Origin of the sequence: Ensifer sp. Root278, from assembly GCF_001429285.1 — a bacterium.
Lineage (GTDB): Bacteria > Pseudomonadota > Alphaproteobacteria > Rhizobiales > Rhizobiaceae > Ensifer.
In genome coordinates, this window is the sequence record NZ_LMJJ01000012.1 from 378,998 (window position 1) to 392,512 (window position 13,515).

At 59.4% G+C, this 13,515-nt stretch carries 10 protein-coding genes, 1 tRNA gene and 1 pseudogene; 6 read left to right on the plus strand and 6 right to left on the minus strand.

The window, feature by feature from the left end:
- Window positions 1-127 precede the first annotated feature (127 nt).
- Both ASE60_RS13310 and ASE60_RS13315 read right to left on the minus strand, forming a co-directional pair.
- Entirely contained in the window at window positions 128-2,518 is a 2,391-nt protein-coding gene (locus tag ASE60_RS13310) for an arylsulfatase (RefSeq protein ID WP_057250971.1), read from the minus strand.
- 659 nt (window positions 2,519-3,177) lie between these two features.
- Entirely contained in the window at window positions 3,178-3,519 is a 342-nt protein-coding gene (locus ASE60_RS13315; protein WP_057251108.1) for a hypothetical protein, read from the minus strand.
- A 476-nt stretch (window positions 3,520-3,995) separates the two neighbouring features.
- On the opposite strand from ASE60_RS13315, the gene ASE60_RS13320 reads away from it, so the two are divergent.
- From ASE60_RS13320 to ASE60_RS34565, 4 genes and pseudogenes are all read left to right on the plus strand, one after another.
- Window positions 3,996-4,283: a hypothetical protein gene (locus tag ASE60_RS13320; protein ID WP_057251109.1), complete on the plus strand. Its 288-nt coding sequence runs from the start codon at window positions 3,996-3,998 to the stop codon at window positions 4,281-4,283.
- Between the two features lie 236 nt (window positions 4,284-4,519).
- Window positions 4,520-4,753 (plus strand): hypothetical protein, encoded by a 234-nt coding sequence (locus ASE60_RS13325; protein ID WP_057250973.1) that lies wholly within the window; start codon window positions 4,520-4,522, stop codon window positions 4,751-4,753.
- A gap of 143 nt (window positions 4,754-4,896) precedes the next feature.
- Window positions 4,897-5,139, plus strand: coding sequence for a hypothetical protein (locus tag ASE60_RS13330; protein ID WP_057250975.1), 243 nt, complete (start codon window positions 4,897-4,899; stop codon window positions 5,137-5,139).
- A 335-nt stretch (window positions 5,140-5,474) separates the two neighbouring features.
- Window positions 5,475-5,573, plus strand: a pseudogene (locus ASE60_RS34565) (LysR family transcriptional regulator); the annotation flags it as partial.
- A gap of 74 nt (window positions 5,574-5,647) precedes the next feature.
- Here the strand turns inward: ASE60_RS34565 and ASE60_RS13335 are convergent.
- Both ASE60_RS13335 and ASE60_RS13340 read right to left on the minus strand, forming a co-directional pair.
- Entirely contained in the window at window positions 5,648-6,328 is a 681-nt protein-coding gene (locus ASE60_RS13335; RefSeq protein ID WP_057250977.1) for a peroxiredoxin-like family protein, read from the minus strand.
- 270 nt (window positions 6,329-6,598) lie between these two features.
- Complete coding sequence (locus tag ASE60_RS13340) at window positions 6,599-8,362, minus strand: adenylate/guanylate cyclase domain-containing protein (RefSeq protein WP_057250979.1); 1,764 nt, start codon at window positions 8,360-8,362, stop codon at window positions 6,599-6,601.
- A gap of 336 nt (window positions 8,363-8,698) precedes the next feature.
- Here ASE60_RS13340 and ASE60_RS13345 point away from each other — a divergent pair, with 336 nt between their 5' ends.
- Window positions 8,699-8,899 (plus strand): hypothetical protein, encoded by a 201-nt coding sequence (locus tag ASE60_RS13345; RefSeq protein WP_143032880.1) that lies wholly within the window; start codon window positions 8,699-8,701, stop codon window positions 8,897-8,899.
- A gap of 65 nt (window positions 8,900-8,964) precedes the next feature.
- Here ASE60_RS13345 and ASE60_RS13350 read toward each other — a convergent pair.
- Together ASE60_RS13350 and ASE60_RS13355 are read right to left on the minus strand one after the other, a co-directional pair.
- A tRNA-His gene (locus ASE60_RS13350) sits at window positions 8,965-9,041 on the minus strand.
- Between the two features lie 193 nt (window positions 9,042-9,234).
- Complete coding sequence (locus ASE60_RS13355; protein WP_057250983.1) at window positions 9,235-9,684, minus strand: phasin; 450 nt, start codon at window positions 9,682-9,684, stop codon at window positions 9,235-9,237.
- A gap of 229 nt (window positions 9,685-9,913) precedes the next feature.
- Here ASE60_RS13355 and ASE60_RS13360 point away from each other — a divergent pair, with 229 nt between their 5' ends.
- Entirely contained in the window at window positions 9,914-13,489 is a 3,576-nt protein-coding gene (locus ASE60_RS13360; protein WP_057250986.1) for a PAS domain S-box protein, read from the plus strand.
- Window positions 13,490-13,515 lie beyond the last annotated feature (26 nt).

Here is a 13,515-nt window from a genome sequence, read left to right on the forward strand (position 1 = left end):
AAGTGCCTGAGTTTGCTTGCTTTTCAGAATTCCTGCGGGCCCACCATGCGTCACATCGCATCGTAAACTCTGAAGTCTGAAACTGCGGGCTCTGGGACGCAAATCCCCAAAGCCCGCAAATTAAGGTTTACGGCTGCAGATTGACGGTAAGCTTTGCGATTTCACCGTTAAAGGCGAACGGGACCTGATAATCAGTTTCATCTACACCTGTGCGAGTATCGACGCCCACATCGAAAGTCTCATCCCAAGGCATGAGCGCCGGGATCGTGTGTGGTATTTTCGCGTTCGCGACCTCCTTGCCGTCCACCTTCAGGACGCCAGTGCCGCCCTTGCCCATGCCGGGTCCGTCAGATTTGAAATCGAACACCAGCGTGTGCTTGCCGGATGAAAGGGTGTCCTGCCCCTCCCAACGGAAGCGCTCCATATTGACGAAGTTGTACAGAAATACGGGTTTGCCCTTGAGGAGATAGAACCCGTATCCACCGAAGCGCCCCCCTGTGGTGACGAGCATACCCTCGCCGCCGTTTTCAGGAACGGTTACCTCTGCGGTGATCGTGTAGGATTTGTTGATGACGCTGGGTGCATTGCTTGTCGGAAGACCTGACACTACGCCGGCGTAGCTAAACTCCTTCCGTCCGGCGGTGGTGCTCGGCCGTGGCGTCTCAAGGCGTTCCAGGATCGAGTTGTCCAATGGGAAGACGTCGTACTTCGCCGCTTCCATCAGAAACAGTTCCTGCATCTGGTGCAATTTTTCCGGCATTTTTGCAGCAAGGTCGTTGTTCTGGGAATAGTCCTCAGTGAGGTTGTACAGTTCCCATTTATAGCCATCGACGACGTCCGGCATCGCCGTCGTGCCCATCAACCACGGCGCTGCTGGTGGTGTCGTGCAGGCATACCAGCCATCGCTGTAGATGCCGCGATTGCCGAACATTTCAAAGTATTGCGTTTTGCGGGCAGATGAGGCTTGGGCATTGTCCCATGTATAGGCCATGCTCACGCCTTCGATCGGTTTCTGCGCAACGCCATCGACCATAACCGGGGCGGTTATGCCTGTTGCTTCGAGGATCGTAGGAACGATATCGATCATGTGGTGGAACTGAGTGCGAACTCCACCGGCTTCCTTGATCCGTGCGGGCCAGGACATCGCCATGCCCTGACGCGTGCCGCCGAAGTGCGAAGCAACCTGCTTCGTCCATTTGAACGGCGTGTCAAACGCCCATGACCAGGCAACCGACATATGCGGATAGGTTTGGTTGGAGCCCCATTTATCATAGAACGCCATCTGCTCTGCGACCGGCATCTGCATGCCTTCGATCGTGATCAGTTCGTTCGGGGTTCCGAGCACGCTTCCTTCGGCGCTGGTGCCGTTGTCACCTTCAATGTAGATGACGAGGGTGTTGTCGAGCTTACCCAGATCATCGACGGCCTGGATAACCCGCCCGATCTCATGGTCCGAGTAGGCCACGTAGGCAGCAAACACCTCAGCCTGGTGCGCGAACAGCTTCTTGCTCTCTTCGTCGAGAGAATCCCATTTCGGGAGGCTCTCTGGCCATTCGGTTAGCTGCGTGTTGGCGGGAATGACGCCGAGCTTTTTCTGATTGGCGAAAATCTGCTCGCGCAACTCGTTCCACCCCATGTCAAACTTGCCCTTGAACTTGTCGATCCATTCCTTGGTTGGATGGTGGGGGGCATGAGTGGCACCGGGCACGTAGTAAACGAGGAACGGCTTGTCGGGTGCTGCCGCATTTAGCTGCTTTATATGATCAATGGCGTTGTCGGCCGTGTCCGTTATGAGGTTGTAGTCGGGCTTACCGGTCCAGGGGAAAATCTGGGTGGTGTTCTGGAACAGGTACGGCTCCCATTGATTGGTGTCGCCACCCATGAACCCATAGAAGTAGTCGAAGCCCATACCCGTCGGCCATTGATCGAACGGACCAGCGGCGCTGTACTGAAAAGCGGGCGTGTTGTGGTTCTTTCCGAACCAGGACGTGGCGTAGCCGTTCTGCTTCAGGATCTCGCCGATCGTAGCGTTCTCTATGCCGATGATCGAGTCATAGCCGGGATAGCCGGTTGCCTGCTCGGAGATGACGCCGAAACCCGCTGAATGGTGATTGCGGCCGGTGATAAGCGCGGCGCGCGACGGCGAGCAGAGCGCGGTGGAATGGAACTGCGTAAAGCGCAACCCCGCGTTTGCGACACGGTCGAGTGCCGGCGTGGGGATCACGCCTCCGAAAGTGCCCGCAACGCCGTATCCAGCGTCATCGGTCATGATCAGAAGGATGTTCGGGGCGCCCTTTCGGGGGACGATCTGCGGTGGCCAATAGGGTTTTGAGGCTTTCGCGTCGAGGCCGATTTCTCCACCGAACGCCGCCGGCGGGTTCGGTAGATATCGACCGTCGATCGTCGTTGTTGCGCTGGGCGAACCCAATTCACCCGTGGTTTCCTGCGCATTGGCATTGAAATTCGAAGCTGCCGTCAAACTCAAGGTGGCAAGAAAGAGCGTACCTAGTCTTAGCATGTCGCTTCTCCTCCGGTGAAAAAAAGAGAATTACAGAATGCTAAAATTAGGCAAGGTTGTAACAGTTACGAAGCCGGTTCGCATGCCCTGCGGACTGGGTGTCAGCGTGGGACAATCTGAGGGAAACGCATAACGTTGCGTGGGGACGACACTGCGATAGGTTCTTTAGATTTCAAACGCTTATCAGCTGCATCGGCATCATCTGCGGCGCAAACTACTATGCAAAATCTCACCCCCTCCGCCCGCCGATGAGAACACTCCAAGGCGATGCTGACGCGATCATTCGCACGCTGCTCGCCGACCGCACGCACCTGCGCTGACAGCTAGCGCTCGCCGAGACCTCGGCGCGCACCAGCTTAGCTCGAGGATGGCGTCCTCGCGGCGACAGGCAAACCGTACGTAGCACATGAGCGACGAGACGACCAGAAGTGCCAGTCGGGGCTCCATACGGAACCAAGGCCCATGTGCCATCCACACGACTAAAAGATGCTTCCAAACAGCGCGGAATAGACAATCACGGCTATCGCGAGCGTAAACCCAAGCGCGACGAACAGTCGGGTGAAATCGTACGTATAGAATCGAGCGAGAGTAAAGTTCCTCACGGCGACCTCCTAATTTTCATTTTGGTTGCGATGCCAGTGCACGGCGTCCACAGCAACTCAGGACAATGAGCGACTGCAATTCGTACCGACCTTGCCTACGAGACCTGCCGGAACTTGGATATCGGTCATGATTGCGGCTACGAATTCATCGCGTTTCGCACGATTGTCGAAGCCTTTGATTGCAGCGAGGTCCGTGCTTCTGGCAGTAGCCATTCGTCCTGCTGCGCTTGAACAGATGCCCGCAAATGCATCCACCTGAGCGGTTTCCGCCGCCCGCGTGCTGGCAGTCGTGGTCGTAAGCCATCCAGCATTGAAACCGACAATCGGCGCCGCGAAAAGCCCAATGCCTAAACCAATGGCGTAGGGTCTTGTCCATTCAAAAATTCGATCGAGTGTCATGACTTTGCTCCCTCTAATCAGGTGATTATCGGGATCGTTACAGGCCCGCGCTCGGACCATGAGCCAATGGCAATCCAGATTTTCCAGTTTGCGCTTTAAAAACGTCAATGTAAACAATCAAGAATCGATGTTAATGTGAAATATTCGATATTTAATTATTGATACTAATATTTATAGAAATACATAATTCTTGATCTTTCTCTGGATTTATATATATCAACTGACGTCGAATTCTCCAGAATTTTTTCATGAGTCCGTCTAATACTCCCAAAATATCTTGGTAAAGCCTCAATCATCGGATACAGATTAAACGTCGTTCTTAGGCCAGCTTGGCTTTTTGCTTCGTCAGAGGCTCCAGACCGCCAAACTCACCAATCATCGATCCTTGACGGCAGTTGTTCGCGCTGCATTGGCGCCAGACCAGCCCGATTTGGCTGAACCTTGCGAACGGCGTTCGCCATAAGAAAGGGGGCAGTATGTTTACCCGTACGAAATACCGAACCGTCCATTTCGATGAACCGTTCTGGATGCCAGGCCTCTGCGAGATGGTGGCCCCGGGCGACTACGAAGTTGATGAGGACGAGGAGTCGATTGAAGGCATCTCCTGGCTGGCTTATCGCCGCGTGGCGACCTTCATCAAGCTGCCGGCGACGCTCGAGAACAAATACCAAATGCGACTTGTTGCCATCGAGCCTGAGGAGCTTGAAGGCCTCATCGCAGTGGATCGCGACAGGCACGCAATCTCCCTCTCGGCCAAATCGTAGAGACAGCAATTCGATGGGTAACGGCGTTTGCCGCTTGGCTTGTCAGTTAGCCCCAAAAGTCGAACGAAGATGTCGGCCTATGCGGCCGAAACCTATCGCCCTCAAACCTATCGCCCTCATCACTGAAGTAAGGATGCATCGGTGCTGTTCAGACGATTTTCTTCAGGAAGCCATCCAGAGAGACAGACGGCTTTGAACATTGGAACACACACCGAAACCGAGGTTAGGGACGCGATATGAAAAATAGCGACGAAGAACACGCACTCGCCATTAGTGTCTGGGAATCGGAAGGCGGGGCGCCCAACAGATCCATGAGGCTCTATCAATACGGACGCCGCGTCGAATGCGACAGGTCGTACACGATCTACCATGTGTTCACGGGCGTGCCGGCAAAGATCGGTTCATGGACGATGACGGGGCTCAGCCAAAAGAATGCGGCGCGGGCTCTGCGTACTCTCAACACGCCCTAAAGCTTGTCGCGCAAAAAGTGCGCAGCGGTTTGGCGATAGCGACACGCGTGAAATCAAACTGTCGAAGCGCGTTGCACGAGGCCGTTTAAACGCGGCGCGCCCCGGGGCACCCGCAGATGTTCAACAATTGAAAGAGAGGCTCTATGCACGGGTACTCCGATGATATCGTCCCGGCATTGAGTGAGACCGAAATTGGCGTGCTCCGGCGCGTATTTGACGCGGCTTGTGCTGAGTGCGGAATATCGCGGCAGGGCCAACAAATTCAGCGGCTGGCGCAATTTCTCATGACCGAGTTCCGCCTCTACCCACTGGACGAAGAGGCGCTGCTGACAGCCGCACGGGCATTCTATTGCAAACAGAAACGTAAGCCCGGCAGCTCGGAATAATGTCGCCTATTTCGCGGGAAGGCGCTTGTTTCCAATTAATCAAATAACACCTTGGGCCCACCCTCGGAGGAGAAGTACAAACTGCCGAACATGGCCAGAGCACGGCTATAGTCGATCACAAACAAAATAAGAAAGGAAGAAAACCATGAGATCGTACATTGGAAGCTTCGGATATCAATTCAGATTCGTTGACTTCATGATCCGGTCATCGCTTGCGATTTCCCTTGGGGTCATAATCTACATCACATTCTATGGAATTTTCTGGTGAAAGCTCGTCACAAAAGGTCCACCGCTCATCGCGCCGCTTGGCTGACGCCCATCCGCCGCGCCTACTGACCTCCTATCACGAAAGCGCCCGCGAGCTCGTGCGCGTGCGCACAGTCGTGGCTTTCCTGCAGGAACTGGTGACGGCGGAACATCAGATCTTCGTCTGACACGCCTGAATCGGAGAAATCCGCCACAATCGCGCGTCGGCAACCCGGCGGCCTCGTCGAGCGAATTTTCGCTATCAATGTGCGACTTGTGAAGCGGCCGCCATCAGTTCCTTGGGATTGAGCGCCTGGCACATATTTTGACCTTGGTCCTCAACTTCTGTAAAGCTCCAGCGCACCACACCTTCTCGATCGAGCAGAAAATGGCCGACAAGCTGCATATGACCGGGTGTCCTCACCTGCTGATCGGCGTCTGTGATTTCGTACCCATCCTTTTCGCTCAGAAGGTCACCGGCGGCCGCCGGGTCCATCGGTTCAGGCAATTCCCCCGGCCGATCGACCCGCATCGTCTTGACCAGGTCCATTCCGACCTTGTGTGGCCAGTCGGTTTCTTCCTCCGTGAACTCGAGGAGGGGTAAGCCGAAGGCGCGGTGTGACGCCCGCTCCGGGTCGGATGCAGCAAGAAGGCCGGGTATCGGATGATAGCGGAAATAGAGCCGCGCGCGTTCGACCGGGGTGTTCACCACCGCCAGAGAGTCCACGCCTTTTTCGCGCAGGGCCGGGTTTAACTGTGCCATTGCCGCAACATGGCGACGGCAGAAGGGACATAGCAGGCCCCGATACAACCCGACCAACAATGGGCGACGGCCGCGAAAATCATCAAGGGCGATCTTGCCCTCGCGTGAGATCGCATCCAGCACAAAGTTCGGAGCCTGGTCGCCCAGTCGTAACGGATGGTCCTGATATTGTGGAGACATGGTCAACCTCCTCGTCCGAAGGACCAATAAAGAAGAGGCCGCACAGCATCGCACGGCCTGACCTCTCGTCTTAGCGTATAGCCAGGATCAACCTGAGAATGGTCCCACATTGGCTCGCGAGCAAGCAGTAAACGGTGAATCGTGCCACGGGACGCTACCCCGGCAAGGCCGCATGGACTTCCTGACACGCGCCCCTCCCCTCGTTAATGAGCGATGGTCCAGAAGCGATGGATCAGAGCGTCTCAGAACGCATGCTGTCCGGTGTCGCATCTAAAGGGAAATGCCGGCTTCCCGTAGTCCATCCACCAGGCGGCCGAGCACGGCAGGGTCCCGATAGGGCAAGGCCCGTTTGAGGTGGTCGATGGAGAAATTCGGGTTGACCTCGAACACCTCGTGCCAATAGCGCCGAGCCTCCTCGTGACGCCCGGTGCGACCGTAGAGGCAGGCGAGATAGAAGCGCGTCATGTCGGATCGCGGCGCCAGCGCCAGCCGGCGCATGAAGGCGATCTCGGCCTCGTCGAAACGGCCGAGGTTCAGCAAGGTCCGCCCAAGGAAATGCAGCGACAGGTCGAACTGCGGATCGAGCCGATGCGCCCGCGTATAGAACGGCAGCGCGTCTTCGAACTGGCTCTGAAAATCCCGGATCGTGCCGAGGGCGGTATGGCCACCGGCGGAATTGGGATCGAGCTTGATCATCCGTTGGGCGGCGCTTTCGGCCTCATCGAAACGCCGCATCCAGCAGAGCGCGATTGAAAGCGCGTGATAGCCATGCGGCTCGTTGTCGTCGGTATCAACAGCCTTCTGCGCCAGTTCCAAGGCACGCTCCAGATTGTCCACCGTCCCGCCGTTCCATCGGTTGATGAAATCGGTCAAGGCGATGATCGAGAGGGACGCGTAGGCGGCTGCCAAACCCGGATCGATGGCGATAGCGCGCTCGAGCATGCTGCGCGCCTCCGCTGACGACACGGCATCGAACCGCAGAATGGCCTGACGGGACCGGACGAGCAGATCATAGGATTCCGGATCGACCTTACCGCGGCTTTCGCGTCGCTCTTCCTCGCCGGCCGTCAGCTTCACCTTGAGCGCCGTGACGATGGTGCGGGTCACTTCGTCCTGAACCTCGAAAATGTCTTCGATGCCGCGGTCGTAGCGCTCGGCCCAGAGATGACCGCCCGTCGTGCCGTCGATCATCTGGGCGTTGATGCGGATGCGGTTGGCGGCGCGGCGCACGCTGCCTTCAAGAACATAGCGCACACCAAGTTCCTGGCTCACCTTGCGGATATCCGGCGACTTGCCCTTGTAGGCAAAGGAGGAATTGCGGGCGATGACGAAGAGGCCGGAAACCTTCGAGAGATCGGTGATGATGTCCTCGGTGATGCCGTCGGCGAAATAACCCTGCTCCGGATCGCCGGACATGTTGTCGAACGGCAGCACGGCGATCGAGGGCCGAGCCGGTAGCTGCGGCGGAGTTTCGGCGACGACCTCGACAGAAGCGCCCGCGTACTCGTCCGGCGACCAGCTCCAGATGTGCACCGGGCGTTCGATGTTCTTGACCTCGTGGTGACCGCTGTCGGTGAAGTGGAGGTCGATGCGGCCGTGCATATATTCATGAACACCATCCGAGATGGCGACGCCGCCGGGTCTGGCGAGCGCCTCGATCCGGGCCGCGACATTCACGCCATCACCATAGAGATCGCTGTCGGCGACCATGATATCGCCCATATTGACGCCGACGCGAAGCACGATCGCCTGATCCGCCGGGACATCCCTGTTTGCGGCCATCATTTCCCGCTGAAGTGCTGCGGCGCATTCGACGGCATTGACGGCGCTGGAGAATTCGACGAGCACGCCGTCCCCTGTCGTCTTGAAGACCCGGCCCTGGTGGGTGGCGACGAGCGGCTCCAGCACCTCTTTCCACCGCGCCATGAGCCGCGTGTAGGTGCTCGTCTCGTCACGCTCCATCAGCCGGCTGTAGCCGACGACGTCAGCAGCCAGGATGGCGGCGAGTCTGCGCTTGATGGATTCGTTGGCCATGGATTGCGGCGCCTTCCGAGAATCCTTTCTCAAAATTTTACCGGCGGATGGCCCCAATGTCTATTCAGTCTGCGGTCGGTCTGCGGCTTGCCTGTTCACGCCTGAGACCCGCCATAGGCAGTTGGCCCAACTGGACCGTCTCTCATCCACCTCGGGCGGCAGCCATGCAGCCGATTAGCCCGATTTGGGTAGCGCAGCGGCAGGAACAGAGAGTTGTCTTCCTGCGTTTCTGCTCCATCGGAAAAACCCTGTGCGATGGCTCAGGGCGACCGCGATGAACAGGCGGCCCGCCCCAGAAGCGGTTCGCATACGGATTTGAGGAAGGAGGATGGAACGATGCTTGTCGCTGTTACGGGCCGGCCAATCCTGCCGGGTGAATTCATCAAGATCGAAGACGTCTTCAGGGATGCGATTAGAGAGAGAAATCTTCCGCGCCGCTCATCGGAGGCCAAGGAGCTGGCAGTCCGGCTGTTCGAGCTTTACCAGAATGGCGTCGATGACGTGGTGGCGCTGAGAGCGATGGCCAAGCTGTTCTGAGCGCGCGATGTTTGCGGCGATGGCTGCTACGCAAGCGCTTCAATATCAATGAGATAAGAAGGAAATGGTACGGTTGGTGGGAATCGAACCTACGACCTCAGGTGCCACAAACCTGCGCTCTAACCAACTGAGCTACAACCGCACTGCTCGCGACATGTGTGTCGCTTGGCGGCTCACATACGGAGACTTCCGTCGCTTTGCAAGCCTTAACTTGAGATTATCCTGCAAAAAGACCGGATGGCAACCCATCCGGTCTTTTTGGATTTTGGCGCGCCCGGCAGATCCGGTGGCGACAAGGGTCTGTCGCTCCCCGCCAGGCAGCACAGTCGGTCGGCTTAGACCTTCTTGAAGGAGGACATTGCCTTTTCGGCAGCTTCCTTGCCCGGCTTTGCGACGTTCTCGGCAACCTTCTTGGTCGCTTCCTGCATCGACTTGGCCTGCTCGACGGCAAGCTCGGCCTGCTTGCGGACAAAGCTCGTCTGCAGTTCGACAAACTCGGAGAGCGACTTCACGCCGAGCAGCGCTTCCATGTGCGAGAGCGAGTTTTCCGCATTGGTGCGCAGCGCGTCGATCGCCTTGAGGCCGATTTCGACGGTGCCGGTCTGAGCGCTTTCAAGCGTGGCTTCGACGGTCTTCGTCGCCTCTTCGGCGGCGGTCTTCATCTTGGCATAGGCTTCCTTCGACTGGGCGGCACCCTTTTCCGCGAAATCGCGGAAGCTGTCGGTGATCTTCGCCGGGTCGAACGAGGAAAGGGAAAATACGTCGTCGGTCTTCTTGGTAGCCATGAAAGCGCTCCTTGGTGTCAGGCCCTCTTCTGAGGCGCCGTTGCTTGATGCGCACTATATAGTCGATCTCCTTGTGCATTGCAATAAAATTGTGCAGCGCACAAAAACCCGGGCATTAACCTTTCGCGGTGAAAGCCGGGACGAAGCTTCGGGCCTCGCTGGACCCCCGCGGATCCGCCGGGTATTAATAGAGTGTTAACCCGTAAGCGATCCGTCAATAGGCCCGTTCATGCCCGCGAGACAGTATCCTTTCATCGACATCGCCGTGCATGCGCGGGTGCGAGAGCATTTCGCCCGTGGCGATGCGGCGATCCTGTTTTCGCGGGACTTCGCACGCATCCTCTGGGCAAACGATCAGGGCGCCGCGTTCTTCGGTGCCGGATCGATCTATGACTTCATCGATGCAGGACCGGAACAGAACGATCTTTCGCTGCGCCAGTTGCGCGCCGCAGCCGCGCAACTCGTGCGCGTCGGCGATCGCCGCCAGCTTTCGATCCGCAAGTACTCAGGCTTTCGCGGCACGCCGCTCAATGTCGCCGTCGAAATGATCCGCGTTCGGCCGGACGAGGATGCCGTGCTCTTCACCGCGCCGCATGCAGGCGCACCGCTTTCGATCGAAGATCGGGCCGCACGCATGATCGCCGGCCTGGACGGCCCCGACACCCACATGGCCGTGCTCGACAGCGAGGGCGCCGTTGTCGCGCATTCCTCGGGTTTTCCCGACCTCGGCATGTCGGACGAGACGCGCAAGCAACTCGTCGTCGCGGTCTCGCGCGACCACGACTGGCTGATCAAACGGCCGGTCGCCACCCGCAAGGGCCATCTGCCGGCAGCCGTCGGCAAGATCGCCGACGATCCGTCGCTGCACCTGCTCGTTGCCGTCGAGACCATTCTCGGCACTCTCGACCCCGAGGAACACTCTCCTGCAGCCGAGCAAGCGCCGGTGTTGCCGCCCGTCCAGGATCAGGGTCCGGACGAAAGCGAGATTGCGACCGACGCAACCGACGAAATGGGCGACGAACCGGCCGCAAGCCTGGCGCCGCTCGAGCCGTTGGAAACGGCTGACGAACCCGACGCATCGGACGTCGAACAGCAGATCGACAACGGTGTCGAGGTCACGGATGAAGTGGGCGTCCTGGCGGACGCTGTCATCGAGCCGGAGCCGTCCAGTACCGCCGACGAGACGACAATTGCACCGTCCGCGGACGAACCCGACGCAGAGGACCTGAGCGTCGAGACCACTGAAATCGCTGCCGAAGCGGCTGTCGTCGAGGCAACCGAAGACGAAACGGCCGAAATCACCGAAGTGGACAAGGCTGCCGGGGAGCCGGCGGAGTTCGTCTTCACGCCCGGCGGTCGTGCGGTGCGTTTCGTCTGGAAAATCGATGCCGAGGGCCGCTTCAGCGAAATCTCCGAGGAATTCGCAACCGCGGTCGGCCCGCGCGCGGCCGACGTGATTGGCGCAAGCTTCACCGAAGTCGCGGTACGCTACGACCTCGACCGCGACCACAAGATCGGCACGCTGCTGCAGCGACGCGACACCTGGTCCGGCAAGACGATTTTCTGGCCCATTCAAGGCACGAGCCTCAAGGTTCCGGTCGATCTTGCGGCTTTACCCACCTATTCCCGCTCGCGCGAATTCGACGGCTTCCGCGGTTTCGGCATCGTGCGCCTGGCCGATGCCGTCGAGGACGAGAACGCCAACGGCCTGGCGCTCGGCCTCACCGAGGCGGAGACGGACGAGCCCCTGCCAGAACGGGCCGAGAGCGAAAGTCCAGCCGGCGAGGCTGAGGCCGAAGGCCGGGTTGCGGCCGAACCGCAGGCCGAAGACCTGCCGCTTTTCTCGGTCGTGCCGGAAGCAACGGAACTTCCACCTGAAGAGGAAAGCCTTGTCGAAGAGCCTATGCCCCCCTCGAATCCCTTCCAGGGGGAGCGCCCGGTGCTGCGCGTCGTCGAGACACCAGCCCCGCGAACCTCCGACAAGGTCGTCGAGCTTGAGCAGCACCGCGCGGCGAACGGGCTGACACGCGGCGAACAGGCGGCCTTTCGCGAGATCGCCCGGCAACTGGGCGAGAATTTCGGCAAGCCGCCGGAAGAGGAAGAAGCCGCGTCGGAAAGCGGCGAAACAGTCAGCGCGACAACAGGCGAGCCCCTCCCCCCGAGCGAGAACGACGACACCGCGTCGCTGCAGCCCCCGTTGGACGAGCCGGAAATTGAGGACGCAGCGCCTGTCGAGGCAAGCGGAAGCGAAACCGAGCTTGACGCGGAGACACGCGACGCCGCCAGCGAGACCGACGTCCAGCAGCAAACGGCCGACATCGGTCTTAGCGGCGAGATCCTCGACAGCCTGCCGATCGGCATGCTCGTCCATCGCGGCGAGCAATTGCTGCATGCCAATCCGGAGTTCCTGCGGCTCACGGCCTATAGCGATCTCGACGCGTTCGCACAGGAAGGCGGCATAGACGCGCTGTTTGCCAACGGCGAAGAGGCGATCGACGGCGAACCGGACGGCACGATGACGCTGATCCGCAAGGACGGCCAATTGCGGCCGGTCATCGCGCGCCTGCACTCGATCCGCTGGGGCGGCAACAGCGCGCTGATGCTGGCACTGACGCCGGCAAGCGCGCCAAGCGTCCAGCCGGCCAAGAGTGACGAGGCGGTGGCAGGCGGCGAACAGGTCGATCGCCTGAAGACGGAAATCGACGAGCTCAAATCCATTCTGGAAACGGCCACCGATGGCGTGGTCGTTCTCGGCCATGACGGCGATATCCGCTCGGTGAACCGCTCGGCGAGCGCGCTCTTCAACTATGACGAGGCCGAGATCCGCGGCAAACCCTTCGCGGCGCTCTTTGCCCATGAAAGCCAGAAGGCCGTGATCGACTACCTGCACGGCCTTTCCGGCCACGGCGTCGCAAGCGTGCTGAACGACGGCCGCGAGGTGATCGGGCGGGAGGCCAATGGCGGCTTCATCCCTCTGTTCATGACCATCGGAAGGCTTTCGGCATCGAACGGCTTCTGCGCCGTGATCCGCGACATCACCCAGTGGAAGCGGACGGAGGAAGAGCTCCGGAACGCCAAGCGCGCGGCAGAAACGGCAAATGCCCACAAGACCGAGTTCCTAGCCCGCGTCAGCCACGAGATCCGCACGCCGCTCAACGCGATCATCGGCTTCTCCGACATGATGGCGAGCGAACATTTCGGCCCGGTCGGCCACCCGCGCTATATCGAATATGCCGGCGATATCGGCCGCTCCGGCCGCCATGTGCTCGATATCGTCAACGATCTCCTGGATATCTCGAAGATCGAAGCCGGAGAGATGGACCTCGACTTCGGCGCCGTCGAGATCAACGAGGCGGTTTCCGAGGCCGTGTCTCTCGTCCAGCCCCAGGCCAACAGCCAGCGCGTCATCATCCGCACCTCGCTTTCGGCAGCCGTGCCGAACGTCGTCGCCGATGGCCGCTCGATCAAGCAGATCGCGCTCAACATCCTGGCCAATGCCATCCGCTTCACGCCCTCAGGCGGTCAGATCGTCGTGTCGACCTCCTACGAGGCGAACGGCAGCGTTATCCTGCGGATCCGCGACACCGGCGTCGGCATGACGCGCAACGAGCTGGACCAGGCGATGAAGCCATTCCGGCAGGTGACGACGGGCGCACGCAAGCGCGGCGACGGCACCGGGCTCGGCCTGCCGCTGACGAAGGCCATGGCCGAAGCGAACCGGGCGCACTTCTCGATCACCTCCGCGCCGAACGAAGGCACGCTGGTGGAAATCTCCTTCCCGTCACAACGCGTCTTGGCGAACTGAGACCGGATGTTATAAGGAAATGTTGA

Excerpts from the sequence above, each read along its gene's own strand:
- ASE60_RS13310 (WP_057250971.1), bottom strand. The coding sequence starts at position 2,518 with ATGCTAAGACTAGGTACGCTCTTTCTTGCCACCTTGAGTTTGACGGCA.
- ASE60_RS13315 (WP_057251108.1), bottom strand. The coding sequence starts at position 3,519 with ATGACACTCGATCGAATTTTTGAATGGACAAGACCCTACGCCATTGGT.
- ASE60_RS13320 (WP_057251109.1), top strand. The coding sequence starts at position 3,996 with ATGTTTACCCGTACGAAATACCGAACCGTCCATTTCGATGAACCGTTC.
- ASE60_RS13325 (WP_057250973.1), top strand. The coding sequence starts at position 4,520 with ATGAAAAATAGCGACGAAGAACACGCACTCGCCATTAGTGTCTGGGAA.
- ASE60_RS13330 (WP_057250975.1), top strand. The coding sequence starts at position 4,897 with ATGCACGGGTACTCCGATGATATCGTCCCGGCATTGAGTGAGACCGAA.
- ASE60_RS13335 (WP_057250977.1), bottom strand. The coding sequence starts at position 6,328 with ATGTCTCCACAATATCAGGACCATCCGTTACGACTGGGCGACCAGGCT.
- ASE60_RS13340 (WP_057250979.1), bottom strand. The coding sequence starts at position 8,362 with ATGGCCAACGAATCCATCAAGCGCAGACTCGCCGCCATCCTGGCTGCT.
- ASE60_RS13345 (WP_143032880.1), top strand. The coding sequence starts at position 8,699 with ATGCTTGTCGCTGTTACGGGCCGGCCAATCCTGCCGGGTGAATTCATC.
- ASE60_RS13355 (WP_057250983.1), bottom strand. The coding sequence starts at position 9,684 with ATGGCTACCAAGAAGACCGACGACGTATTTTCCCTTTCCTCGTTCGAC.
- ASE60_RS13360 (WP_057250986.1), top strand. The coding sequence starts at position 9,914 with ATGCCCGCGAGACAGTATCCTTTCATCGACATCGCCGTGCATGCGCGG.